Source organism: Gordonia desulfuricans NBRC 100010, from assembly GCF_001485495.1.
Taxonomy (GTDB): domain Bacteria; phylum Actinomycetota; class Actinomycetes; order Mycobacteriales; family Mycobacteriaceae; genus Gordonia; species Gordonia desulfuricans.
Genome location: NZ_BCNF01000055.1, coordinates 1 through 18,914, shown reverse-complemented (window position 1 = coordinate 18,914; position 18,914 = coordinate 1). Strand labels below are relative to the sequence as shown.

18 protein-coding genes are annotated in these 18,914 nt (G+C 67.3%); 6 read left to right on the top strand and 12 right to left on the bottom strand.

The features are described 5' to 3' along the window. The first annotated feature begins 59 nt into the window (after nt 1–59). From GD1_RS09775 to GD1_RS09765, 3 genes are all read left to right on the top strand, one after another. Nucleotides 60–368 (top strand): antibiotic biosynthesis monooxygenase family protein, encoded by a 309-nt coding sequence (locus GD1_RS09775; RefSeq protein ID WP_059036868.1) that lies wholly within the window; start codon nt 60–62, stop codon nt 366–368. A gap of 44 nt (nt 369–412) precedes the next feature. Then, complete coding sequence (locus GD1_RS09770; protein WP_059036884.1) at nt 413–1,036, top strand: LON peptidase substrate-binding domain-containing protein; 624 nt, start codon at nt 413–415, stop codon at nt 1,034–1,036. Between the two features lie 134 nt (nt 1,037–1,170). Then, nucleotides 1,171–2,652, top strand: a complete 1,482-nt coding sequence (locus tag GD1_RS09765; RefSeq protein WP_059036867.1) for an aldehyde dehydrogenase — start codon at nt 1,171–1,173, stop codon at nt 2,650–2,652. Nucleotides 2,653–2,875: 223 nt separating this feature from the next. On the opposite strand, the gene GD1_RS09760 is transcribed toward GD1_RS09765, so the two are convergent. The 12 genes from GD1_RS09760 to GD1_RS09705 all read right to left on the bottom strand — a co-directional run bounded on the left by GD1_RS09760 (nt 2,876) and on the right by GD1_RS09705 (nt 14,699). Continuing rightward, nucleotides 2,876–3,511: a hypothetical protein gene (locus GD1_RS09760; RefSeq protein WP_373855293.1), complete on the bottom strand. Its 636-nt coding sequence runs from the start codon at nt 3,509–3,511 to the stop codon at nt 2,876–2,878. Beyond that, nucleotides 3,511–4,446 carry an Rv1363c family protein gene (locus GD1_RS09755; RefSeq protein ID WP_244882631.1) on the bottom strand — a complete coding sequence of 312 codons (936 nt, stop codon included), beginning with the start codon at nt 4,444–4,446 and terminating at the stop codon, nt 3,511–3,513. The genes GD1_RS09760 and GD1_RS09755 overlap by 1 nt, the downstream gene beginning before the upstream one ends. After that, complete coding sequence (locus GD1_RS09750; RefSeq protein WP_059036864.1) at nt 4,443–5,867, bottom strand: MCE family protein; 1,425 nt, start codon at nt 5,865–5,867, stop codon at nt 4,443–4,445. Before GD1_RS09750 ends, GD1_RS09755 begins: the two co-directional genes overlap by 4 nt. After that, nucleotides 5,867–7,069 (bottom strand): MlaD family protein, encoded by a 1,203-nt coding sequence (locus GD1_RS09745; protein ID WP_059036863.1) that lies wholly within the window; start codon nt 7,067–7,069, stop codon nt 5,867–5,869. The genes GD1_RS09750 and GD1_RS09745 overlap by 1 nt, the downstream gene beginning before the upstream one ends. Continuing rightward, entirely contained in the window at nt 7,069–8,343 is a 1,275-nt protein-coding gene (locus GD1_RS09740) for an MCE family protein (RefSeq protein WP_020790506.1), read from the bottom strand. Before GD1_RS09740 ends, GD1_RS09745 begins: the two co-directional genes overlap by 1 nt. A 1-nt stretch (nt 8,344) precedes the next feature. Then, the gene (locus tag GD1_RS09735; protein ID WP_053776190.1) at nt 8,345–9,568 is read right to left on the bottom strand and encodes an MCE family protein; all 1,224 of its coding nucleotides are present in this window, start codon (nt 9,566–9,568) and stop codon (nt 8,345–8,347) included. Next, nucleotides 9,565–10,626: an MCE family protein gene (locus GD1_RS09730; protein WP_059036862.1), complete on the bottom strand. Its 1,062-nt coding sequence runs from the start codon at nt 10,624–10,626 to the stop codon at nt 9,565–9,567. Before GD1_RS09730 ends, GD1_RS09735 begins: the two co-directional genes overlap by 4 nt. Then, nucleotides 10,619–11,800 carry an MCE family protein gene (locus GD1_RS09725; RefSeq protein ID WP_083534025.1) on the bottom strand — a complete coding sequence of 394 codons (1,182 nt, stop codon included), beginning with the start codon at nt 11,798–11,800 and terminating at the stop codon, nt 10,619–10,621. The genes GD1_RS09730 and GD1_RS09725 overlap by 8 nt, the downstream gene beginning before the upstream one ends. Before the next feature lie 3 nt (nt 11,801–11,803). Continuing rightward, complete coding sequence (locus GD1_RS09720) at nt 11,804–12,655, bottom strand: MlaE family ABC transporter permease (RefSeq protein ID WP_059036860.1); 852 nt, start codon at nt 12,653–12,655, stop codon at nt 11,804–11,806. 1 nt (nt 12,656) lies between these two features. Continuing rightward, a complete protein-coding gene (locus tag GD1_RS09715) occupies nt 12,657–13,421 on the bottom strand; it encodes an MlaE family ABC transporter permease (protein ID WP_053776188.1) in 765 nt (254 codons plus the stop codon). A 95-nt stretch (nt 13,422–13,516) separates the two neighbouring features. Further along, entirely contained in the window at nt 13,517–14,407 is an 891-nt protein-coding gene (locus GD1_RS09710) for a 3-oxoacyl-ACP reductase (protein WP_059036859.1), read from the bottom strand. Nucleotides 14,408–14,507: 100 nt separating this feature from the next. After that, nucleotides 14,508–14,699, bottom strand: coding sequence for a ferredoxin (locus tag GD1_RS09705; RefSeq protein ID WP_059036858.1), 192 nt, complete (start codon nt 14,697–14,699; stop codon nt 14,508–14,510). A 164-nt stretch (nt 14,700–14,863) separates the two neighbouring features. Between GD1_RS09705 and GD1_RS09700 the strand changes: the two genes are divergently transcribed. From GD1_RS09700 to GD1_RS09690, 3 genes are read left to right on the top strand one after another with little or no spacing between them, the layout of a single operon-like run. Beyond that, nucleotides 14,864–16,081, top strand: a complete 1,218-nt coding sequence (locus tag GD1_RS09700) for an acyl-CoA dehydrogenase family protein (protein ID WP_059036857.1) — start codon at nt 14,864–14,866, stop codon at nt 16,079–16,081. A 33-nt stretch (nt 16,082–16,114) separates the two neighbouring features. Beyond that, entirely contained in the window at nt 16,115–17,248 is a 1,134-nt protein-coding gene (locus GD1_RS09695) for an acyl-CoA dehydrogenase family protein (RefSeq protein WP_059036856.1), read from the top strand. 9 nt (nt 17,249–17,257) lie between these two features. Next, nucleotides 17,258–18,790 (top strand): AMP-binding protein, encoded by a 1,533-nt coding sequence (locus GD1_RS09690; RefSeq protein ID WP_059036855.1) that lies wholly within the window; start codon nt 17,258–17,260, stop codon nt 18,788–18,790. Nucleotides 18,791–18,914: the final 124 nt, after the last annotated feature.

The following is an 18,914-nucleotide window of genomic DNA, read 5'->3' as shown; positions in this document are numbered from 1 at the left end:
ACGCGCCGGACCGGGCAGATCGGACTCGGTTGCCGGTGGCCCGGACTAGGGTGGGTCGCATGGCAGTTGTGAAGATCAATGCAATCCATGTGCCCGAGGGTGCCGGCGCGGAACTCGAGAAGCGTTTCGCCCACCGTGCGGGATCGGTCGACGGCTCCAAGGGATTCCTCGGATTCCAGTTGCTGCGCCCGGTCAAGGGCGACGACCGATACTTCGTGGTCACCCAGTGGGAGACCGAGGAGGACTTCCAGGCGTGGGCATCGGGCCCGGCCCGCGCGGCACATGCCGGGGAACGGCAGCAGCCGGTCGCGACCGGAGCAGATCTGCTCGAGTTCGAGGTCGTCCTGGACGCGAAGCCGAAGCCCTGACCGACACCGATCACGGCACCGGCGCAGCGTCGGTGCCGATCGCGATGTTCCCCCTGGGCAGCGCACTGCTGCCCGGGGAACAACTCCCCCTGCGTATCTTCGAGCCGCGCTACCGCCGGATGCTCGACGACGTCACCCGAACCGCCGGTGACGACCAGCGCCCCTCCGGTTTCGGGGTCGTGCTGATCGCGCGCGGACACGAGGTCGGCGGCGGCGAGGAACGCTACGACGTCGGCACCTTCGCGACCATCGACCAGCTCGTCACCGATCCCGGGACGGGCCAGTCGACGCTCACCTGCGTCGGGCGGTGGCGCTTCGTCGTCGAGGAGTGGCTGCCCGACGACCCGTACCCGCGGGCCCGCATCCGGCGCCTGTCCGAACCCGCCGACGACCCCACACTGGTCCCCGGCCTGCTCGACGTCGGCGCACGCATCCGCGAACTCGTCGAGGAGACGTTCACCGCCCGTGGGGTCCCCATCGACGACGACGTCCCCCGCTTCGACGCCGACGACCTCGCCGCGGTCGGGGTGTACGGCTGGGCGGCGCGGCTGCCGATCGGCTCGGCGGACCGGCAGACGCTGCTCGAGGCCGACGATCCGGCCACCCGCGCCCGAGTGCTCGACGACGCGGTGGAAACCCTGATCGCCCGCATCCGATTCGGGGCCTGACACCGGGTCATCTGACCCAGAGGTATCGCCGCGGAGCCGTCGCCACCAAGTTAGAACGTGTTCTAGTATCGATTGTGGAGTAGTTCACATTTCCCGCGCAGCGCGGGGGGATCACACAATCGAGGAGCGCATTCATGACCGAGATCGTCGAGCGCGGGGTCGGGGCCGGCGTCGATCACACCCAGCTGTACATCGGTGGAACGTGGGTGGACCCGCATTCCGGCGACACCCTCGAGGTGTTCTCCCCCGCCACCGGTGAGCGCGTCGGCTCGGTCCCGAGCGCCGACGCCACCGACGTCGACACCGCGGTCCGCACCGCCCGCGCATCCTTCGAGTCTGGGGTGTGGGCCGACACCCCGCCGGCCGATCGCGCCGATGTCCTCGACCGTGTCGCCGACCTGATCGATGCCCGCGCCGAGGAGATCAGTGCGCTGGTGTCGTCGGAGATGGGCGGCCCGCCGTCGGCGGTGGACATGCTGCAGAAGCTCCCCGGCACCGGTGTGCTGCGCGGCTATGCCGCCGCCGCCCGCGCCTACCCGTGGGAGGAGTTCCGGACCGGCCTGTTCGGCACCACCAAGGTCACCCGCGATCCGGTCGGTGTGGTCGGTGCGATCACCGCATGGAACGTGCCGCTGTTCCTGGTGTGCAACAAGCTCGGCGGTGCGCTCGCGGCCGGCTGCTCGGTGGTGCTCAAGCCCGCGCCGGAGACCCCGTTGACCGCGAACCTGATCGCCCAGATCTTCACCGAGGCAGGCGTTCCCGAGGGCGTCATCTCGGTGGTGCCCGGTGGCACCGAGACCGGCGAGGCCCTCGTCGCCCATCCCGACGTCGACAAGATCACCTTCACCGGTTCCACCGCGGCGGGCAAGGCCATCGGCGCGGTGTGCGCGCAGTCGCTCAAGCGGTGTTCGCTGGAGCTCGGCGGCAAGTCCGCGGCCATCGTGCTCGACGACGTCGACCTCGCCGCCAATGTCGGGATGCTGGTGTTCCTCGGCCTGTTCAACACCGGCCAGGCCTGCGTCGCACAGACACGGGTCCTGGTGCCGCGCAGCCGACATGACGAGATCGTCGCGGCGATGGTGGACGCCGCCAAGGCGATGAAGGTGGGTCTGCCCACCGACCCCGAGGTGCAGCTCGGCCCGGTGATCAGCGAACGACAGCTCCAGCGCATCGAGGGCTATCTGGAGGCCGGGGTGAAGGCCGGCGCCACCATGGCACTCGCGGGTGGCCGCCCCGAAGGGCTCGACGGAGGACACTTCCTGACCCCGACCATCTTCACCGGCGTCACCAACGACATGACCATCGCCCAGGAGGAGATCTTCGGTCCGGTACTGTCGGTGATCGCCTACGACGACGTCGACGAGGCCATCTCGATCGCCAACGACTCCGACTACGGCCTGGCCGGGTCGGTGTGGACCTCCGATGTGGAGCGCGGGATCGAGATCTCCGGGAAGATCCGCACCGGGACCTTCGGGATCAACTTCTACGCCATCGACCCGGGCTCCCCGTTCGGCGGCTACAAGAACTCCGGCATCGGACGCGAGTGCGGCCCCGAGGGTCTGGAGGCCTTCGTCGAGCACAAGTCGACGATGCTGCCGCTGGGCTACCAGCCGTGATCAGCTGAGACACGCAGTACGAGAAGGGCTCCCGCCGGCCGGCGGGAGCCCTTCTCGTTGGTCGTGCATTCGGACCGGTTGCGGGCCCGGCCATCTCGGGATGTGGACCCGGCGCATTCGCCGCCATCCCATGGACCGAGTCGATGACCGAACCGGGCCGGGCACCGCGCGGACCCGAGTCGAGACCTACGCCGGCCGGGCACGAAAGCCGTTGCGACGGAGGCTACCCCGCCGGCTGCTGGGACGGCACCGCCGACGCCGACGACGGCGCCGAACTCGGGCCGGGGAGCGGCACGGCATTCGACGGCGGGGTGGACACCTGGGAGATGCGGCTGCGGAACGAGTCGTCGGTGATGATGTCGATGTTCTCGATCATCCACCGCCCGTCCTGCTTTGTCATGGTGAAGGTCAGCCGGCTCGGGTCGACGCGCACGAGGTCCTTGCCGTTGCGGCTCACCGACTGGTTCATGAACAGCAGCACGGTGGAGGTGTCGCGGGTGTTGGTCACCACCCCGGCGTCCTGGATCACCGCCTGTGACACCACCTGCTGCTTCTTGACGCCCTCGACAAAGGTGATCTGCTGACCCTCGATCGGGGTCTGGATCAGCTTGTCGTACTGGGACTTCGCCGATCCGGTGACCACCGACTGGGAGCGCGACACATGCTCGGCGACATTGCCCGGATCATAGCCGAACATCGTCGTCGCATACGATTTCGCGGCGGCCAGGGACTCGTCTCGGGAGTTCTCGACGGCGCGGGCGTCGAAGTACTGGTAGCCCAGGAAACCGGCGACCGCCGCCGATGCGACGAGCAGCACGGCCAGGATCGCACCGACGATGCGCGAGGTGGTGATCCGCACTAGGTCACCCACTCGAAGTTGGTCATCTTGAGCTCCCCGTTGATCCGGGTGATGTCGATCCGCCAGCGGAAGGTCTGCACGATGGTCTCCTCTTTCGGGTCCTCCGGCTTCATCTGCCAGCCGTAGACCACGATCACCGACCCGTCGGAGCCGGTCGCCTTGGTGACCGCGTCGGACAGGACCGTCGATGCGACCTCGAGATTCTGTTCCCGCACCAGCGAGACCACCTGCGACATCGACTGCGACAACCGCTGCTGCGCGGTGCCACTTGTCTTGTCCTGCATGGTCTTCAGCGCGGCGTCGACGTTCTTGGGGTTGAGACTGGTCATCGACACCGTCATCTGCTGGGCGAACTGCGAGTACTCCGCACGCAGGTCGTTGCGATGATCGATCCGGTTCAACCCGATCGCGAACACCGCCGCGGTGACGAGCAGCGCGATGATCACCACCACCGACAGCAGTCCCGCGACCAGCCAGCCGATCGGCCGGTCCGAACGTCGTTTCAGCGCAGACGATCTGGTGACCCCGCCCGGACCGGATTCCCCGGTCGTGGCCTGCCGGCGCTGGCGACGCTGCCGATAGGACAGGTTGGCCTCGACGGTGTCGGCGTCGCCGGCGGCCACATCGTCGTCGGACTCGGTCAGCGTGACCGGGGATCGTTCGCCCGGCGGTACCTCGATCGCGGCCACATCGGCGGCGGTCTCCTCCGCCCCCGTGTCGGCGACCTTCTCGCCGGCCACCGTGTGCTCGGCAACCGCGTCCTCGGCAACCGTCTCGCCGGCAACCGTGTCGTCGACGGTGGTGTCCTCGGTGACCTCGCCGCCGGTCGTCCCGGTGTCGGCGACCTTGTCGGCGGCCGGCGTGTCAGCGGTGGACGGTCGGTTGGTGTCCTTGCGGCGACGCCGCAGCGGTGCCGACCGTACCGGCACCGTCACTTGGCGCTCACCGCCTGTGTGATCAGGTTCTGCCATGAAGAGTCTCGTCCTTGGTCCTGCTCGCCGGTCCCGGCGTTGTACGTCTTGCCATCGGGACCGATGAAGTCCCCCGACACCGGATCGTACGTGGTGGCGTACACGGCGGGTCCGGACTCGTGGTTCGACGGCGTCCCGGGCGTCACATATCCGGCCGGCGCCGGCAGCACTCCGGGGATGCCCTCCGGGAACGGCACCACACGGTTGCTGATCGGCGTGTAGCCCTCCGCGCATTCCTCCGGCGTCGGCGCCCGGCGGCCGGGGTATTCCACACACGGGAAGTTACGGGCGCCGCGCACCGCGATCTGCGAGTTCTGCGGCACCCGGCACAGCATGCCGGGCGGGAGCTCCCGGGCGGTCTGCGCCGACGGGAAACGCCACTCCGACTTCGGCAGGTAGCCGACGGTGCAGGGCGCGGGATCCTGCAGTCCGAGGGAGAACATCACGCTGGGGCCGTACTCCGGGCTACCCGCGTTGAGCGAGGTGAGCAGCGCATCGATCAGGCGCGGGTAGATCACCAGCACCTGCTGCAGGTTCGGCAGATACACCGCGGTGGTCTTGGACACCACGTTGAGGTTGCTCATCAGCAGCGGGAACGACTGGTCCATCTGCTCGAACAGATGCTGCGCCGACGCCGCGGTCGACGGACCCTTCTGCAGCAGGTCGGTGATCTCCGGATTGTTGGCCCGCAACTGATCGGTCACCTTGACCGCGTCGGCGGTCCACGCCCGGATCTGGCCGGCGGTGGTGGACTGCGTGGCCATCAGCGGTCCGGCCTGCTCGACCAGTTGCACGGTGACATCGGCGTTCTTGTTGGCGTCACCGACGAACAGGATCATCGAGTCGACGAGTCGTCGCAGATCCTCGGCGGTGCCGTTGAACGCGGTGAACGCCTCGTCGATCAGCGACCGCAACTGGGTGTCGCCGACCTCGTCGAGCAGTGCCGTCGCCTGATCGAGCACGGCCGAGATCTCCACCGGCACATCGGTGGTGGGCACCACCGAACCGTTCGCGAGCATCTCGGTGCTGGTGTCGCCGGGCGGCGGGGTGAACTCGACGTACTGCTCACCGACCGCCGACACGCTGCGGATCGCCGCCTGGGAGTTGGCCGGGATCTTCGCGCTGCTGCGGATCGACAGGTCGGCCTGCACGCCGCCGTCGGTCAGTCGCACCGATTGCACCTTGCCGACGTTGACGCCGCGGAAGCTGACGTTGGCGTTCTCGTAGATGCCGCCGGTACTGGGCAGTTCGAGGGTCACGTGATAGCGGCCGATCCCGAACATCGCCGGGACCCGCACGTAGTAGACGGCCATGGCGATCATGGCGATGACGGTGATGATCGCGAAGATCGTCAGCTGCATCCGGACGAACCGGGTGATCTTCATCAGTTACCCCCTTCGCCGCTCGGGACCAGTGGTGAGGTGAACGGATTGAGTCCGCGTCCCGCCGAGCCGGCCGGCGTGCCGGAGACGCCCTCGGGACCCACCACACCCACCGACCGCAGGATGGTCTTCTGCAGGGTCGGCACCGTGAGGTCGAGCACCAGGTCGGAGTTGACGTAGTCGCCGCGCACGATCGTCGGGATCATCTCCTCCAGGAACGGGAAGGTCAGCAGGATGCGCAGCGAACCCGGCAGCGCCGGACCGGCGTCGGCCAGACCCTGGAACGCCTTGGACATGTTGTCCACGATGGTCCGGATGTCCTGCCCGTTCTGCTCGAGGATGTCGTTGGTGTTCGCCGACAACTTGCCCACCGAGTCCAGGGCGGCCACGAACTGCTGACGCTGTTCGTTGAGCAACTTCAGGATCTCCGGCCCGTCCTGCAACGCCTTCTGCACGGTGGGGGTCTGTGCATTGATCCCGGCGGTCAGCCGGTCGAGACCCTCCATCGCACGAATGATGTTGTTGCGCTGCCCGTTCAGGTCGGCGACGAGCACATTGAGCTGCGGGATCAGGGCTTTGATGGCCTTGTCGCGGCCGTCGAAGATCGCGTTGACCTCGTGCACGATGTCACCGAACTGCGACAGTCCGCCGCCGTTGAGCACCACCGACAACGAGCTCAGCACCTGCTCGGTGGTCGGATAGCTGCAGCCGGGCACCTGCTGTGCGGAGGTGACGTCGGGGATCCGCTCCCCGCCGGGCTGCGGAAGGTTGGGGCTCTCCGGACATTTCGGCAACGGGATCTGATCGCCGGGCTGCATGTATGCGCCCGTCGGGTGCTCCGGCGGCACGATCGCGAGATGCGTCGAACCGAGCACGCTGGTCATACCGACCATCACGTGTGAACCGGCCGGCACCTGCACCCCGGAGTTGAGTCGCAGGTCGAGCTTGGCGTTCCAGTTGTCGACGTCGATCGAGCCCACACTGCCGACCGTCGCGTCGTCGATCATCACCGGCGCATTGTTCACCAGGCCTGCGGCATTCGGGATGACCGCGCTGATCTTGTAGGCCCCCGAGCCGGTGCCCTCGGCACCCGGCACCGGCAGACTGTTGATCCCGTCGAATCCGCAACTGGTGGCCATGGCCGCGACGGCGACGGTGGCCACGGCCACCGTCAGACGTGTACGCCCCAGGCGTGTGCGTCGCATCAGCCCTCACCGCCCCACGGGACCAGCAGGTCGGCCAGTGGCCCACCGCCGTTGGCCTTGCGGGTGGCGGCATCCTGCGCCCGGATCCCGGCCTGGGCGCGGGCCTTGACGCTCGCGTTCTGGTAGGTCACCTGGTCCGGGGTGGCGTTGACGCCGGTGACCGGGTTGATCATGAACGGCGGGTAGGCCACCGACATCTGCGACAGCAGCGGTGCGAGGGTGTCGACGCAGAAGTTCACGTCGGCCTCGCTCTGGCCGGGACGGTTGTTGGCCTCCATCGTGCCGCACAGCAGGGTGATCAGGTTGTTGCCCATGCCGAGACCGAACACCCCCGACAGCGATCCGGTCAGCGGGTTGTAGATGTTGTAGAAGTTGGCGAGCTGGTTGGGCGCCGAGTGCAGCAGCCCGCGCATCTGCTCGTTCTTCTCGGCCAGGATGCCCGTGGTCTGCGCCAGCTTCGACACCGACGCGGTCAGTGCGGCCTGGTTCTTGTCGATGAAGTCCTGCACGTCGCCCATCGCCGAGTCGAGGTTGTGCAGGGCGCCGTCGAGTGCCTCGGTGTTGTCGGCGAGCACATCCGACACCGAGGCGATGCGGCCGTTGAACTGCACCAGCTGTTCGTGGCTGGTCGACAGTGCGTCGGTCAGCTTCTGCAGGTTGCGGATCGTGGCGAACAGGTCGTCGCGGCCCGAGGACAGGGTGGCCAGCACGTCGGACATCTCGGTGATCGACTGGTGGATCGCCTCACCGTTGCCGTCGAGGTTGCGGGCGCCGACGTCGATGGCCTCGGCCGCGGTACCCTTGTCGGTTCCGTTCGGGCCGACCGCCTCGGTGATCCGCTCCAGCTGCTCTTTGACCTGGTCCCACTCCATCGGCACCGCGGTGCGTTCCATCGGGATGTCGGCGCCGTCGGCGAGTTCGGGACCGGTCGAGTACACCGGGGTGAGCTGGATGAACCGGCCCGACACCAGCGACTGGGCGACGACGACGGCCTTGGCGTCGGCGGGGATCTGCAGGTCGCGCTGCACCTCGAGGGTGACCTTCACGTCGCCTTCCCGAGGGGTCACCGACGTCACGTGTCCGACGTCGACACCGAGCACCTTCACCGGGTCGCCGTTGTAGAGCCCGGTGGTGGTCGGGAAGTAGGCGGTGATGTGTTTGGTGGTCGCACGGTTGTAACCGACGTAGGCGGCGACGGCGACCAGCGCCAGCAGCACCACCACCGCGGCGACCAGCCAGGTGCGTTTGCCGATTCCCAGGGTGCGAGAACTCATCTCAGCCTCCCGACCTGGTCGACGGCGCCGGTTCCGGCGTCGGGATGGTCGGCGACGGTACCGCCGGCCGCGTGGTGCGCGGCGTCGGTTCTGGCCCCCATGCTTGCGGCAGCAGCGGGAATCCGCTGTATCCCCATGCCTTTGCGACCTCCGGATACTTCTGCTGCAGGATCTTCATGAACGTGGCGGTGTAGTCACCGAAGGTGCTGACGCCGACCAGCGAGTCGAAGTTCGGACCGTTGGCGACGGCCTCGCCGAGCGCATTCGCGTACGGCCCCAACCGGTCGACGGTGTCCTTCAGGTTCTGCTCGTTGTCGTTGAGGATGTCGAGCACCTGGTTGAACTTGGTCAGGACCGGGGTCAGCTGGGCGTTGTTGTCGTCGATGAAGCCGCTGATCTGGGCGGCCACGTCGCGGGTGCCCTGGATCAGCTGCGCGATCGCCGCACGCCGGAACTGCAACTCCCCCAGCAACGAGTTCGCGTCGATCAGCAGGCGATTGATCTGTTCGTTGCGGTCACCGATGATCGAGCTCACCGAGTTGGCCTTGGCCAGCAGCTCGCGCAGCGCATTGTCGCGGTCGGCGATCGCCTTGGACAGCCGTGCCACACCGTCGACGGCACCCTGCACCTGATCCGGGGTCTGGGAGAAGGTCTCCGACATCACGCCCAGGGCCCGGTTGAGTTGTGTCGTATCGGTTTTCGCGAGCGTATCGGTGGCGTCGTCGAGGGCGTCGGTCAGCGAGTACGGCGCAACGGTGTTGCGGTTGGGGATCTCCCCGCCGGGCTCGATGCGGCCGGCACCGTGCGGGATGATGGTGACATTGCGTCGGCCGAGCACGGTCTCGGTCTTGATCGCCGCCTGCGTCTCGGTGCCCATGACGACGCTGTCGGCGAGCCGGAAGGCCACCGCGGCCTTGGTGCCGTCGTCGGTCTTGGCCAGCGAGATCTTCTCCACCGTACCGACATTGATGCCGGCGACGGTCACGATGTCACCGGTGACCAGGCCACCGGCGTCGTCGAAGTAGGCGGTGTAGGTGCTGATCGGCGAGAGGTAGGGCAGCTTGTCCATCTGCAATGCCACCAGCACCACCATCGACGTCACCACGATGCCGATCACACCGATCTGGGTGCGGGTGCGGCCGCCCCGCTTGTTCTCACGCTCGACATCGGCCGAATCCGATTCGGATCGATGACTGCGGAACAGATTTCCGAAAGGTCCGCTCATGACGGGTAACTGCACCTCCCCCCGGCCTTGGTCTTGTCACCCATCACATCGTTGGATGTGAAGAAGTACTGCTTGCCGTCGGGTCCGCTGAGCAACAACCGGATTCGACAGAAGTAGATCTGCAGCCATGCCCCGTAGCTGCCCAGGTTCGACAACATCTTGTAGTCGTTGGGCAGTCGCGGCAACAGGGACCGCAGGAACGGTTCTGCCTGCACCACGTTGTCCGAGGCCACCCCGATACTGGTCAGCGTCGACTTGAGGGCCGGGCGGGTGTCGGCCAGCAGATCGGCCAGACCCTCTGTGGTCTCGGCGGTCTCGCTGATCGCGTTGCCGATGGTGCCGCGTTGCGCCGACAGCCCGCTGATCAGCAGCTGCATCTGGTCGAGGCTGGTGTCGAGGCCCTTGCGGTCGCCGTCGAGGGTGCCGAGCAGGTCGTTGAGGTTGTCGATCACCGAACCGATCAGCCGGTCGCGGTCGGCGAGCGCGTTGGTGAACGACGACGTGTCGGCGAGCAGTTTGTTCAGCGCACCGCCCTGGCCCTGGAACACCTCCACCAGCGACGCCGACAACTCGTTGACCTCGTTCGGGTTCAGCGTGCGGAACAGCGGCTTGAACCCGCCGAGCAGCTTGTCGAGGTCGAGGGCGGGCTCGGTCTGCGTCTCCGGGATGGTGTCGCCCGCCGACAGCGTCTCGCCGGGATCGGCGGCGCCCTGGGTCAGTTCGAGGTAGCGGTCACCGGTGAGGTTCTGGTAGCGGATCAGGGCCCGCACCGAACTCGGCAAGGTGTACTTGTCGTCGACGCTGAAGCCGACGAGCGCCTGGTTGTCGCGGGTGAGCGAGACGTTCTTGACGGTACCAACCTCGACGCCGGCGATCTTGACCTTGCTGCCCGACTTGATCTGGGAGGCACTGGTGAAGATCGCCTTGTAGCCGTCGGAGCCACCGCCGCGATAGTTGCTGAACACCACCACCAGGCCGATGAACACCAGGACCATCACGACGGCGAAGGCACCGAGTTTGATCACTGTCGCGCGGAAGGCGCGTGCGCGGTTATCCAAGTTTCGGCTCCCCGAACAGGAGTTGGAACAGCTTCGTCCGATCGAATTTCGGTGTCGTGCGCGGCTGATAGGGCGTCGGTGCGTTGTCGGTGACGTAGAAGTCCGAGTGCGCGGTGGTGGTCGGATCGCTCAGACCGCCCGCACACGTCGGCGGACCGTCGGCGTTGACCCGCGGCAGGCTCTGCGGATAGGTGTAGGGCTCCTTGCCGGGCAGCAGACCCGCGTACAGCAGCAGCGTCCCGTTGCGCCCGCCCATGTAGGGCTTGGCGATGTCGGAGGCCACCGCGGAGGTGCGCAGGAAGCAGGCGATGCCGGGGGCCTGATAGCCGAGCAGCTGCGACACCGGGTCGAACTGGGTGAGCGTGGCCATCAGGTCCTTCTTCGACGGCGCGACCACATCGTTGTTGATGGTGTCGGCCATCGAGGTCACGTTCAGCAGCAGGGACGCGAAGTTCGAGGCGTTGGCCCGCAGCGTGTTGCCGGTGTAGACCGCGTTGTCGACTGTCCGCATCAGGTCGTCCACCACGTCGCCGTAGACGTCGGTGGTGGCCGCGGTCTGCCGGATCAGCTCGTTGAGCTCGGGCAGATGCGGGTTGGTCTTGCCGAGCAGTTCGTGCAGGTCCTCCAGCGACCGGCCGAGCTGTTCGCCGCGGCCGTCGAGGGCGGTGGTGAGCGCGCCGACGGTGGCGTTGAGCTTCTCCGGCTGCAGCGTCGCGAGAACCGACACGAGTTGCTGGTAGACGGTGTTGAGTTCGACGACGACGTGCTCGGCGCCGATCACCTGTCCCGGTTGCAGGGTGCCGGACGGTTTGTTGTCGGGCACCTCGAAGTACACCGACTTCGCGCCGAACACGGTGTTGGACTTGATCTGGGCGGTCACGTTGCCGGGGATCTGCGACATCTGACCGGAGTCGATGTCGAGTTCGAGGACGGCCTGCTCACCGTTCTCGGTGATCGAGGCGACCTTGCCCACCTGGACACCACGTAGACGCACCTTGGCGTCGGGACTCATCACCAGGCCGGCGCGCGGGGCCTGCAGGGTGACCCGCTCGGTGGAGGCGAACCACCCGAGGAACTGTGCGGATGCGCCCACGACCAGGGCGACGAGCACTCCCACCATGATGACCGCGGCGAGTCGTCGGACCCCGACACTGCGTTCTTGTCGTCTGCTCATCGCTCAGCCCGCCAGGTTGAATTTGCCGTCGGCGCCGTAGATGGCGAGGGAGGTGAGCAGGGTGATCACCACGACCACGACCAGCGAGGCGCGCACGGCGTTGCCGACCGCGACGCCCACGCCGACGGGACCACCGGTGGCGTTGTAGCCGTAGTAGGTGTGGATCAGCATCACCGCGATGGCCATGCAGATGGCCTGCACGAACGACCACAGGATGTCCGACGGGATCAGGAAGGTGTCGAAGTAGTGGTCGTAGACGCCCGGTGACTGGCCGTAGAGGACGACCGTCGCGAACCGGCTCGCCAGGAAGGATGCGAGCGAGGCCAGCGAGTACAGCGGGATGATCGCGATCATGCCGGCCACGATCCGGGTGCTCACGAGGTACGGGATGGACGAGATGGCCATGGTCTCGAGGGCGTCGATCTCCTCGCTGACCCGCATGGCACCCAGCTGTGCCGTCGCACCGGCGCCGATGGTGGCGGCCAGGGCGATACCGGAGATCACCGGCACGGCGATGCGCACGTTGATGAAGGCGGAGAAGAAGCCGGTCAGCGCCTCGACGCCGATGTTGGCCAGCGAGCTGTAGCCCTGCACGGCGATGGTGCCGCCGGTGAACAGGGTCAGGAAGCCGACCACGACGACGGTGCCGCCGATCATGGCGAGTGCGCCGGTGCCCATGGAGATCTCGGCGATCAGGCGCAGCGTCTCCTTCTTGTAGAGACGCAGGGCGCGGGGGATGGCGGCGATGCTGTCCCAGTAGAACAGTGCCTGGTCGCCGATCTGGTTCCAGTCCTCGCCGGCACGCTTGACCGCGACCCGTGCCGTACGCAGGCGGGTGGTGAACGGAAGTACCATGTCAGCCCGCCGTCGCCTTCAGACCGACCGCGGTCACCACGACGTTGACCACGAACAGTGCCATGAAGGAGTAGACCACCGTCTCGTTGACCGCGTCGCCGACGCCCTTGGCGCCGCCTTTGACGTTGAGGCCCTGGTAGCAGCCGACCATGCCGGCGAACAGTCCGAACAGGGCTGCCTTGACCATCGAGATCATCAGTTCGCCGAAGCCGGTGAGCAGCGTCAGGTTGGCGATGAAGGCGCCCGGGTTGACGTCCTGCAGGTAGACCGAGAAGACGAAGCCGCCGCCGATGCCGATGGTGCAGACCAGGCTGTTGAGCAGCAGCGCCACCCCGGTGGAGGCGATGATGCGCGGCACGACGAGCCGGTGGATCGGATTGATACCGAGCACCTTCATCGCGTCGATCTCCTCACGGATGGTTCGGGCGCCGAGGTCGGCGCAGATCGCGGTGGCACCCGCACCGGCGACGATGAGCACGGTGACGATGGGCCCGATCTGGGTGATCGTGCCCAGTGCGGCACCGGCCCCGGACAGATCCTGGGCGCCGATCTCACGCAACAGGATGTTCAACGTGAAACTCACCAGGACCGTGAACGGAATGGCGACCAGCAGGGTCGGCACCATCGACACCCGGGCGATCGCCCAGGACTGTTCGACAGTCTCGCGCCACTGAAATGGTCGCCGGAAGAGCTCTCGAGCCGAATCGACGCCGAGCGCGACGAAATCGCCCACCCCGTCGAGGGGCCCCGCCAGCCTGTTCAGCACAGCACTCCTCATCCCTCGGATGTCATGCGCAACGTAAACACTCGACCGCACCATAGTAGGTCAGTTGACCCACTCCCCCCGGCTCGGTCTGTGACTCAACCGATCAGGTCGCTCGCGGAGAAGGTCCGCCTCGGATCACGGTCGGCGAAATGACTGCTCAGGACCTTTGCGAGGTCCCCCGAATCCCACGCATCGCCGTCCGCGGTGAAGACCTCGTCGACTGTCGGTGCACGCATCACCATGACTCGGGGACCGTACACGACGAACACCTGCCCGCTGACCGATTCCGAATCCGGACCGGCCAGATAGGTCACGAGTCGCACGACGTGCTCCGGGGACAGCGGGTCGATGCCGTCGGTCGGGGCCTCGCCGAACACGCCCGCGGTCATCCCGGTCCGGGCGCGCGGACAGATCGCGTTGGCGCGCACCCCATATCGACCGAGGACCCGCGATGCCGACAGCGTCAGCGCCGTGATACCGGCCTTCGCGGCACCGTAGTTGGCCTGCCCCTCGGGGCCCAGCAGACCCGCCTCCGACGAGGTGTTGATGATCCGGCCATAGACCGGCGCGCCGGCCGCCTTGGACTCCGCCCGCCAGTACGCGGCGGCGTTGCGGGTGAGCAGGAAGTGGCCCCGCAGGTGTACCCGGATGACCAGGTCCCAGTCGTCGTCGGTGAGGTTGAACAACATCTTGTCGCGGGTGATCCCGGCGTTGTTCATCACGATGTGCAGGCCGCCGAGGTCGTCGGTCGCGGTGCGCACGATCTCGGTTGCGGTGGCGGCGTCGGAGATGTCGCCGACCACCGGTACGGCGGTCCCACCGGCCGCCCGGATGGTGTCGACGACGTCACTGTGCTCGAGTGCGGACGCGAGGTCGTTGACGATGACCGCCGCCCCGTCGGCGGCCAGGCCGAGCGCCTCCGCCCGGCCGAGTCCCGCACCCGCCCCGGTGACCACCGCGACGCGCCCCTCCAACGATCCAGCCACTGCAAACCCCTATCCGAGAACCGGCCTGAACGAAAAACTAGAACTTGTTCTAACACGTTAGCCGGTTGCGGCGTCAAGCCGTGGCCGATTCGTCAGAAACTCACTCCTCGAGCGACAACGCCGACTTCGGGCAGCTGGCGACCACCTGGCGCAGCTCCTCGACCCGGTCGGCAGGAACTTCTTCCTGAAGAATCACCAGGTAATCGTCGTCGTCGAGATCGAAGACGTCCGGCGCCATCCCGACGCAGATCGCGTTGGACTCGCACAACTCGAAATCAGCCTTGATTCGCATGGCAGCCACTCCCTCTCATTCCCCCCGCTGGTTGACGGGCTACGTCAAACAGGTTAGAACGTGTTTCAGATATTGGCGAGTATCGGCGCGGATCCCAGCCGGAACGGGACGCGCCCCGGCCCGCCGATCCGACATACCTCTCGGCGACGATCACGGAGCCCACGATGCGAATCGCATACACCGATCGACAGTCCGCCCTCCAGACCGAACTGCGCAGCTACTTCGCGGGTCTGATGACCGACGAACGCCGCGCCGCCCTCTCCGGCGGCGACGGTGAACTCGGCGAGGGAGACGCCTACCGCGACGTCGTCCGCCAGATGGGTGCCGACGGCTGGCTGGCGCTGGGCTGGCCGGAGGAGTTCGGCGGCCAGAACCGCTCGATGATGGATCAGCTGATCTTCACCGACGAGGCCGCGATCGCCGGGGCGCCGGTGCCGTTCCTGACCATCAACTCGGTGGCGCCGACCATCATGGCGTACGGCACCGACGAGCAGAAGGCGTTCTTCCTGCCGAAGATCGCCGCCGGGGAGCTGCATTTCTCGATCGGATACTCCGAGCCGGGGGCCGGTACCGACCTCGCCGCGCTGCGCACCACCGCGATCCGCGACGGCGACGAGTACGTGATCAACGGGCAGAAGATGTGGACCAGCCTGGTGCCCTACGCCGACTACATCTGGCTGGCGTGCCGCACCGACCCGGCCGCACTCACCACAGAAGGCCAGGCCGCCGGGGTCAAGAAGCACCACGGCATCTCGGTGCTGATCGTGCCGACCTCCAGCGCCGGCTTCGCCTACACGCCGGTGCACACGATGGCCGGGGTCGACACCAGCGCCACCTACTACACCGATGTCCGGGTGCCCACCACCGCGCTCGTCGGACCCGAGGGTCGCGGCTGGTCGCTGGTCACCAACCAGCTCAACAACGAGCGGGTGGCGTTGTGCAGCGCCGCGCCGATCCAGACCGCACTGCGGGAGACCGTGGCCTTCGCCCAGCAGACCAAGACCGGTGACGGCAGCGCGCTGATCGACACCGACTGGGTCCGCCACAACCTGGCACGCGTGCACGCCGAGGTGGAGTTCCTCAAGCTGATCAACTGGAAGATCGCCTCGGCGGCGGCCTCGGGCGGGGCGCCCAATCCGGCCGATGCCTCGGCGACCAAGGTGTTCGGCACCGAGTTCGCCACGGAGGCCTACCGTCTGCTGATGGAGGTGGTCGGCCCGGCCGCCACCATCCGGGCCGGCAGCGATCGTGCGCACCTGCGCGGCCGTCTCGAGCGGTTCCAGCGGACTTCACTGATCCTCACCTTCGGTGGCGGCACCAACGAGGTGCAACGCGACATCATCGCGATGCTCGCCCTCGGCCAGCCCCACCAGCGCCGCTGATCCCGACATCATCTCGAATCCGAAAGAGTCATCATGGATTTCACGCTTTCCGACGAGGCCGTAGCGCTGCGGGACCTGACCCGCGACATCGCCGAGAAGATCTGCACCGACGAGCACACCGAGCAACTCGAGGCCGCCGACGCCCCGGTCGACGACGCCCTGTGGCGTGAACTGGCCGTGGCCGGGCTACTCGGCGTGGAGATCCCGGAGACCTCCGACGGGCTGGGCCTGGGCATGGTCGAATCGGTCACCGTCGCCGAGCAATTGGGCCGTCGGCTGGCCCGGGTTCCGTTCGGGGCCCACGCCGTGGCGGCGGCACCGGTGATCGCCGCACACGGTTCACCGGCGTTGCGTTCCTCGGTCCCGGCGGCCGCGGCATCGGGGACGCTGTTGCTGACCGTGGCACTCGAGGAGGACCTGGGCACCGATCCGCTGATCCCGCAGGCACGGCTGGTCCACACCGACCACGGCGTGCGGCTCTCCGGGGCCAAGGTCAACGTCGGATATGCCGACGTCGCCGGCGCATTCCTGGTGAACGCGGTCGATGACGCCGGGGTTCATGTCGTGTTCGTCCCCGCCGGCACCCCCGGGGTCACGGTGGTCCCCACCCTGACCACCGGCCGGACCCCGGTCTCGATCGTCGAGTTCGACGACGTGGCGGTCGGTGCCGACGACATCCTCGCCGGCGGGGCCGCCACCGTGGCCGAACTCGCCGACCGGATGACGCTGGCCGTGTGCGCCGATCAGAGCGGGACCGTCACGCGGGCACTGGAGCTGACCGCGGCCTATGCCGCCGAACGCGAACAGTTCGGCCGGGCCATCGGATCGTTTCAGGCGGTGGCCCAACGGCTTGCCGACGGCTACATCGACGCGCAGGGGTTGTCGCTGACCACCACCCAGGCCGCTTGGCGATTCGCGCTCGGCGACGGCGAGGACGGCGGTGCCCCGGATCTGCGGGTCGCTGTCCAGACCGCCAAGTTCTGGGCGTGTGAGGCCGGCCATCGGGTGGCGCACACCGCTGTTCACGTGCATGGCGGCGTCGGACTCGACACCACCCATCCGGTGCACCGATACTTCCTCCGCGCCAAGCAGAACGAGTTCACGCTGGGTTCGGCGCCGGTCACATTGGCCCACATCGGTTCCGCACTGGCCGCCACTCCCGCCTGAGGTGTCCCGATGACCACACCGGCGGTGTCCGATGCGACGATCGGTTCTCTGCTCGACGCCCTCGCCGAGGTCGATGACCGCGGGGTGATGGGTGAGCACGGATTCGTCTCGTGGGCCGAGCATCTCCGGTTGTCGCGGGTGCGCGGTGCGGCGCTGCGTGATCGCCTGGACCCCACACGTCCACCACATGTCGGGGTGTTGCTCGACAACGTGGTGGAGTTCAGTGTCCTGGTCGCGGCGGCGTCGATGGGCGGCCTGGTGGTGGTCGGGCTCAACACCACCCGACGGGGCGCGGCACTCGCCGCCGACATCGCTCGGTCCGAATGCCAGCTGGTGCTGGTGGATTCCGATACCGCGGGCCTTCTCGACGGGGTCGATGTGGGGGTGCCGGTGGTCGACGTGGCCGACGCGGCACAGTGGTCCGCGGGTTCGGCGGTCGCTCCCGAGCACTCCCCCGACGCCGACGATCTCCTGATGCTGATCTTCACCTCCGGTACCACCGGCGATCCGAAGGCGGTGCGATGCACCCAACGCACCTTCGCGGCGGCGGGAACCATGCTGGCCGAGCGGTTCTCGATCGGTGCCGACGACGTCGTCTACCTGTCGATGCCGATGTTCCACTCCAACGCGATGATCGCCGGGTGGTCGGTGGCGTTGGCCGGCGGGGCGTCGATCGCGTTGCGCCGCAGGTTCTCCGCTCGTGGCTTCGTCGCCGATGTCAAACGGTACGGCGTGACATATGCCAACTACGTCGGCAAACCGCTCAACTATGTGCTGGCCACCGACGAGCAGCCCGACGACGCCGACACTAGGCTGCGGATCGTCTACGGCAACGAGGCCCCGGCCGCCGATCGGGAACGATTCGCCCGCCGCTTCGGTTGTCGGGTGATCGACGGATTCGGTTCCACCGAGGGCGGTGTCGCGATCACCCGAACCCCGGACACCCCGGTGGACGCGCTGGGTCCGCTGCGCACACCCACGGCCATCGTCGACCCGGAGACCGGGGTTCCGGTGCCCACCGGAGAGATCGGTGAGATCGTCAATGCCGCGGGTCCGGGACTGTTCAGCGGCTACCACAACGATCCGGTGGCCACCGCCGAGCGGATGCGCGGCGGTATCTACCACACCGGTGATCTCGGTTGGGTCGACGACGCCGGCTACATTCATTTCGCCGGCCGTCTGGGCGACTGGCTGCGCGTCGACGGCGAGAACCTCGGCACCGGCCCGATCGAGCGAATCCTGCTGCGTCATCCGAAGATACGTCAGGCAGCGGTCTTCGGGGTACCGGTGGAGATCGGGGACGAGATCGAGGCGGCGCTGGTGATCGACGGGACCCTCGACCCGTCGTCGTTGACCCGATTCCTGGAGTCCCAGTCGGATCTGGGCCCCAAGCAGTGGCCACATCGGGTGCGCATCGTCGACGCGCTACCGGAGACCGCGACGTTCAAGACGGTCAAACGACATCTCCGCCAAGCCGATCAGCCGCCGACCTGGGTGCGGTCGGGCCACACGTTCGCTCCGCCTGCGCCCCCTGTCGATTGAACCCAGACCGTACTCCTCGTCGGCTCAACCACCAACGGCGAGTAGCAGATTGAGCCGAGCATCCTACGATGATTGAGCCGGGACCGAGCGGAGCGAGGACCCGAGTCGAAAACTCCGCAGCCCA

Coding starts and splice junctions, on each gene's coding strand:
- GD1_RS09775 (WP_059036868.1), top strand. CDS start 60: ATGGCAGTTGTGAAGATCAATGCAATCCATGTGCCCGAGGGTGCCGGC.
- GD1_RS09770 (WP_059036884.1), top strand. CDS start 413: ATGTTCCCCCTGGGCAGCGCACTGCTGCCCGGGGAACAACTCCCCCTG.
- GD1_RS09765 (WP_059036867.1), top strand. CDS start 1,171: ATGACCGAGATCGTCGAGCGCGGGGTCGGGGCCGGCGTCGATCACACC.
- GD1_RS09750 (WP_059036864.1), bottom strand. CDS start 5,867: ATGAAGATCACCCGGTTCGTCCGGATGCAGCTGACGATCTTCGCGATC.
- GD1_RS09745 (WP_059036863.1), bottom strand. CDS start 7,069: ATGCGACGCACACGCCTGGGGCGTACACGTCTGACGGTGGCCGTGGCC.
- GD1_RS09740 (WP_020790506.1), bottom strand. CDS start 8,343: ATGAGTTCTCGCACCCTGGGAATCGGCAAACGCACCTGGCTGGTCGCC.
- GD1_RS09735 (WP_053776190.1), bottom strand. CDS start 9,568: ATGAGCGGACCTTTCGGAAATCTGTTCCGCAGTCATCGATCCGAATCG.
- GD1_RS09725 (WP_083534025.1), bottom strand. CDS start 11,800: ATGAGCAGACGACAAGAACGCAGTGTCGGGGTCCGACGACTCGCCGCG.
- GD1_RS09720 (WP_059036860.1), bottom strand. CDS start 12,655: ATGGTACTTCCGTTCACCACCCGCCTGCGTACGGCACGGGTCGCGGTC.
- GD1_RS09705 (WP_059036858.1), bottom strand. CDS start 14,699: ATGCGAATCAAGGCTGATTTCGAGTTGTGCGAGTCCAACGCGATCTGC.
- GD1_RS09700 (WP_059036857.1), top strand. CDS start 14,864: ATGCGAATCGCATACACCGATCGACAGTCCGCCCTCCAGACCGAACTG.
- GD1_RS09695 (WP_059036856.1), top strand. CDS start 16,115: ATGGATTTCACGCTTTCCGACGAGGCCGTAGCGCTGCGGGACCTGACC.
- GD1_RS09690 (WP_059036855.1), top strand. CDS start 17,258: ATGACCACACCGGCGGTGTCCGATGCGACGATCGGTTCTCTGCTCGAC.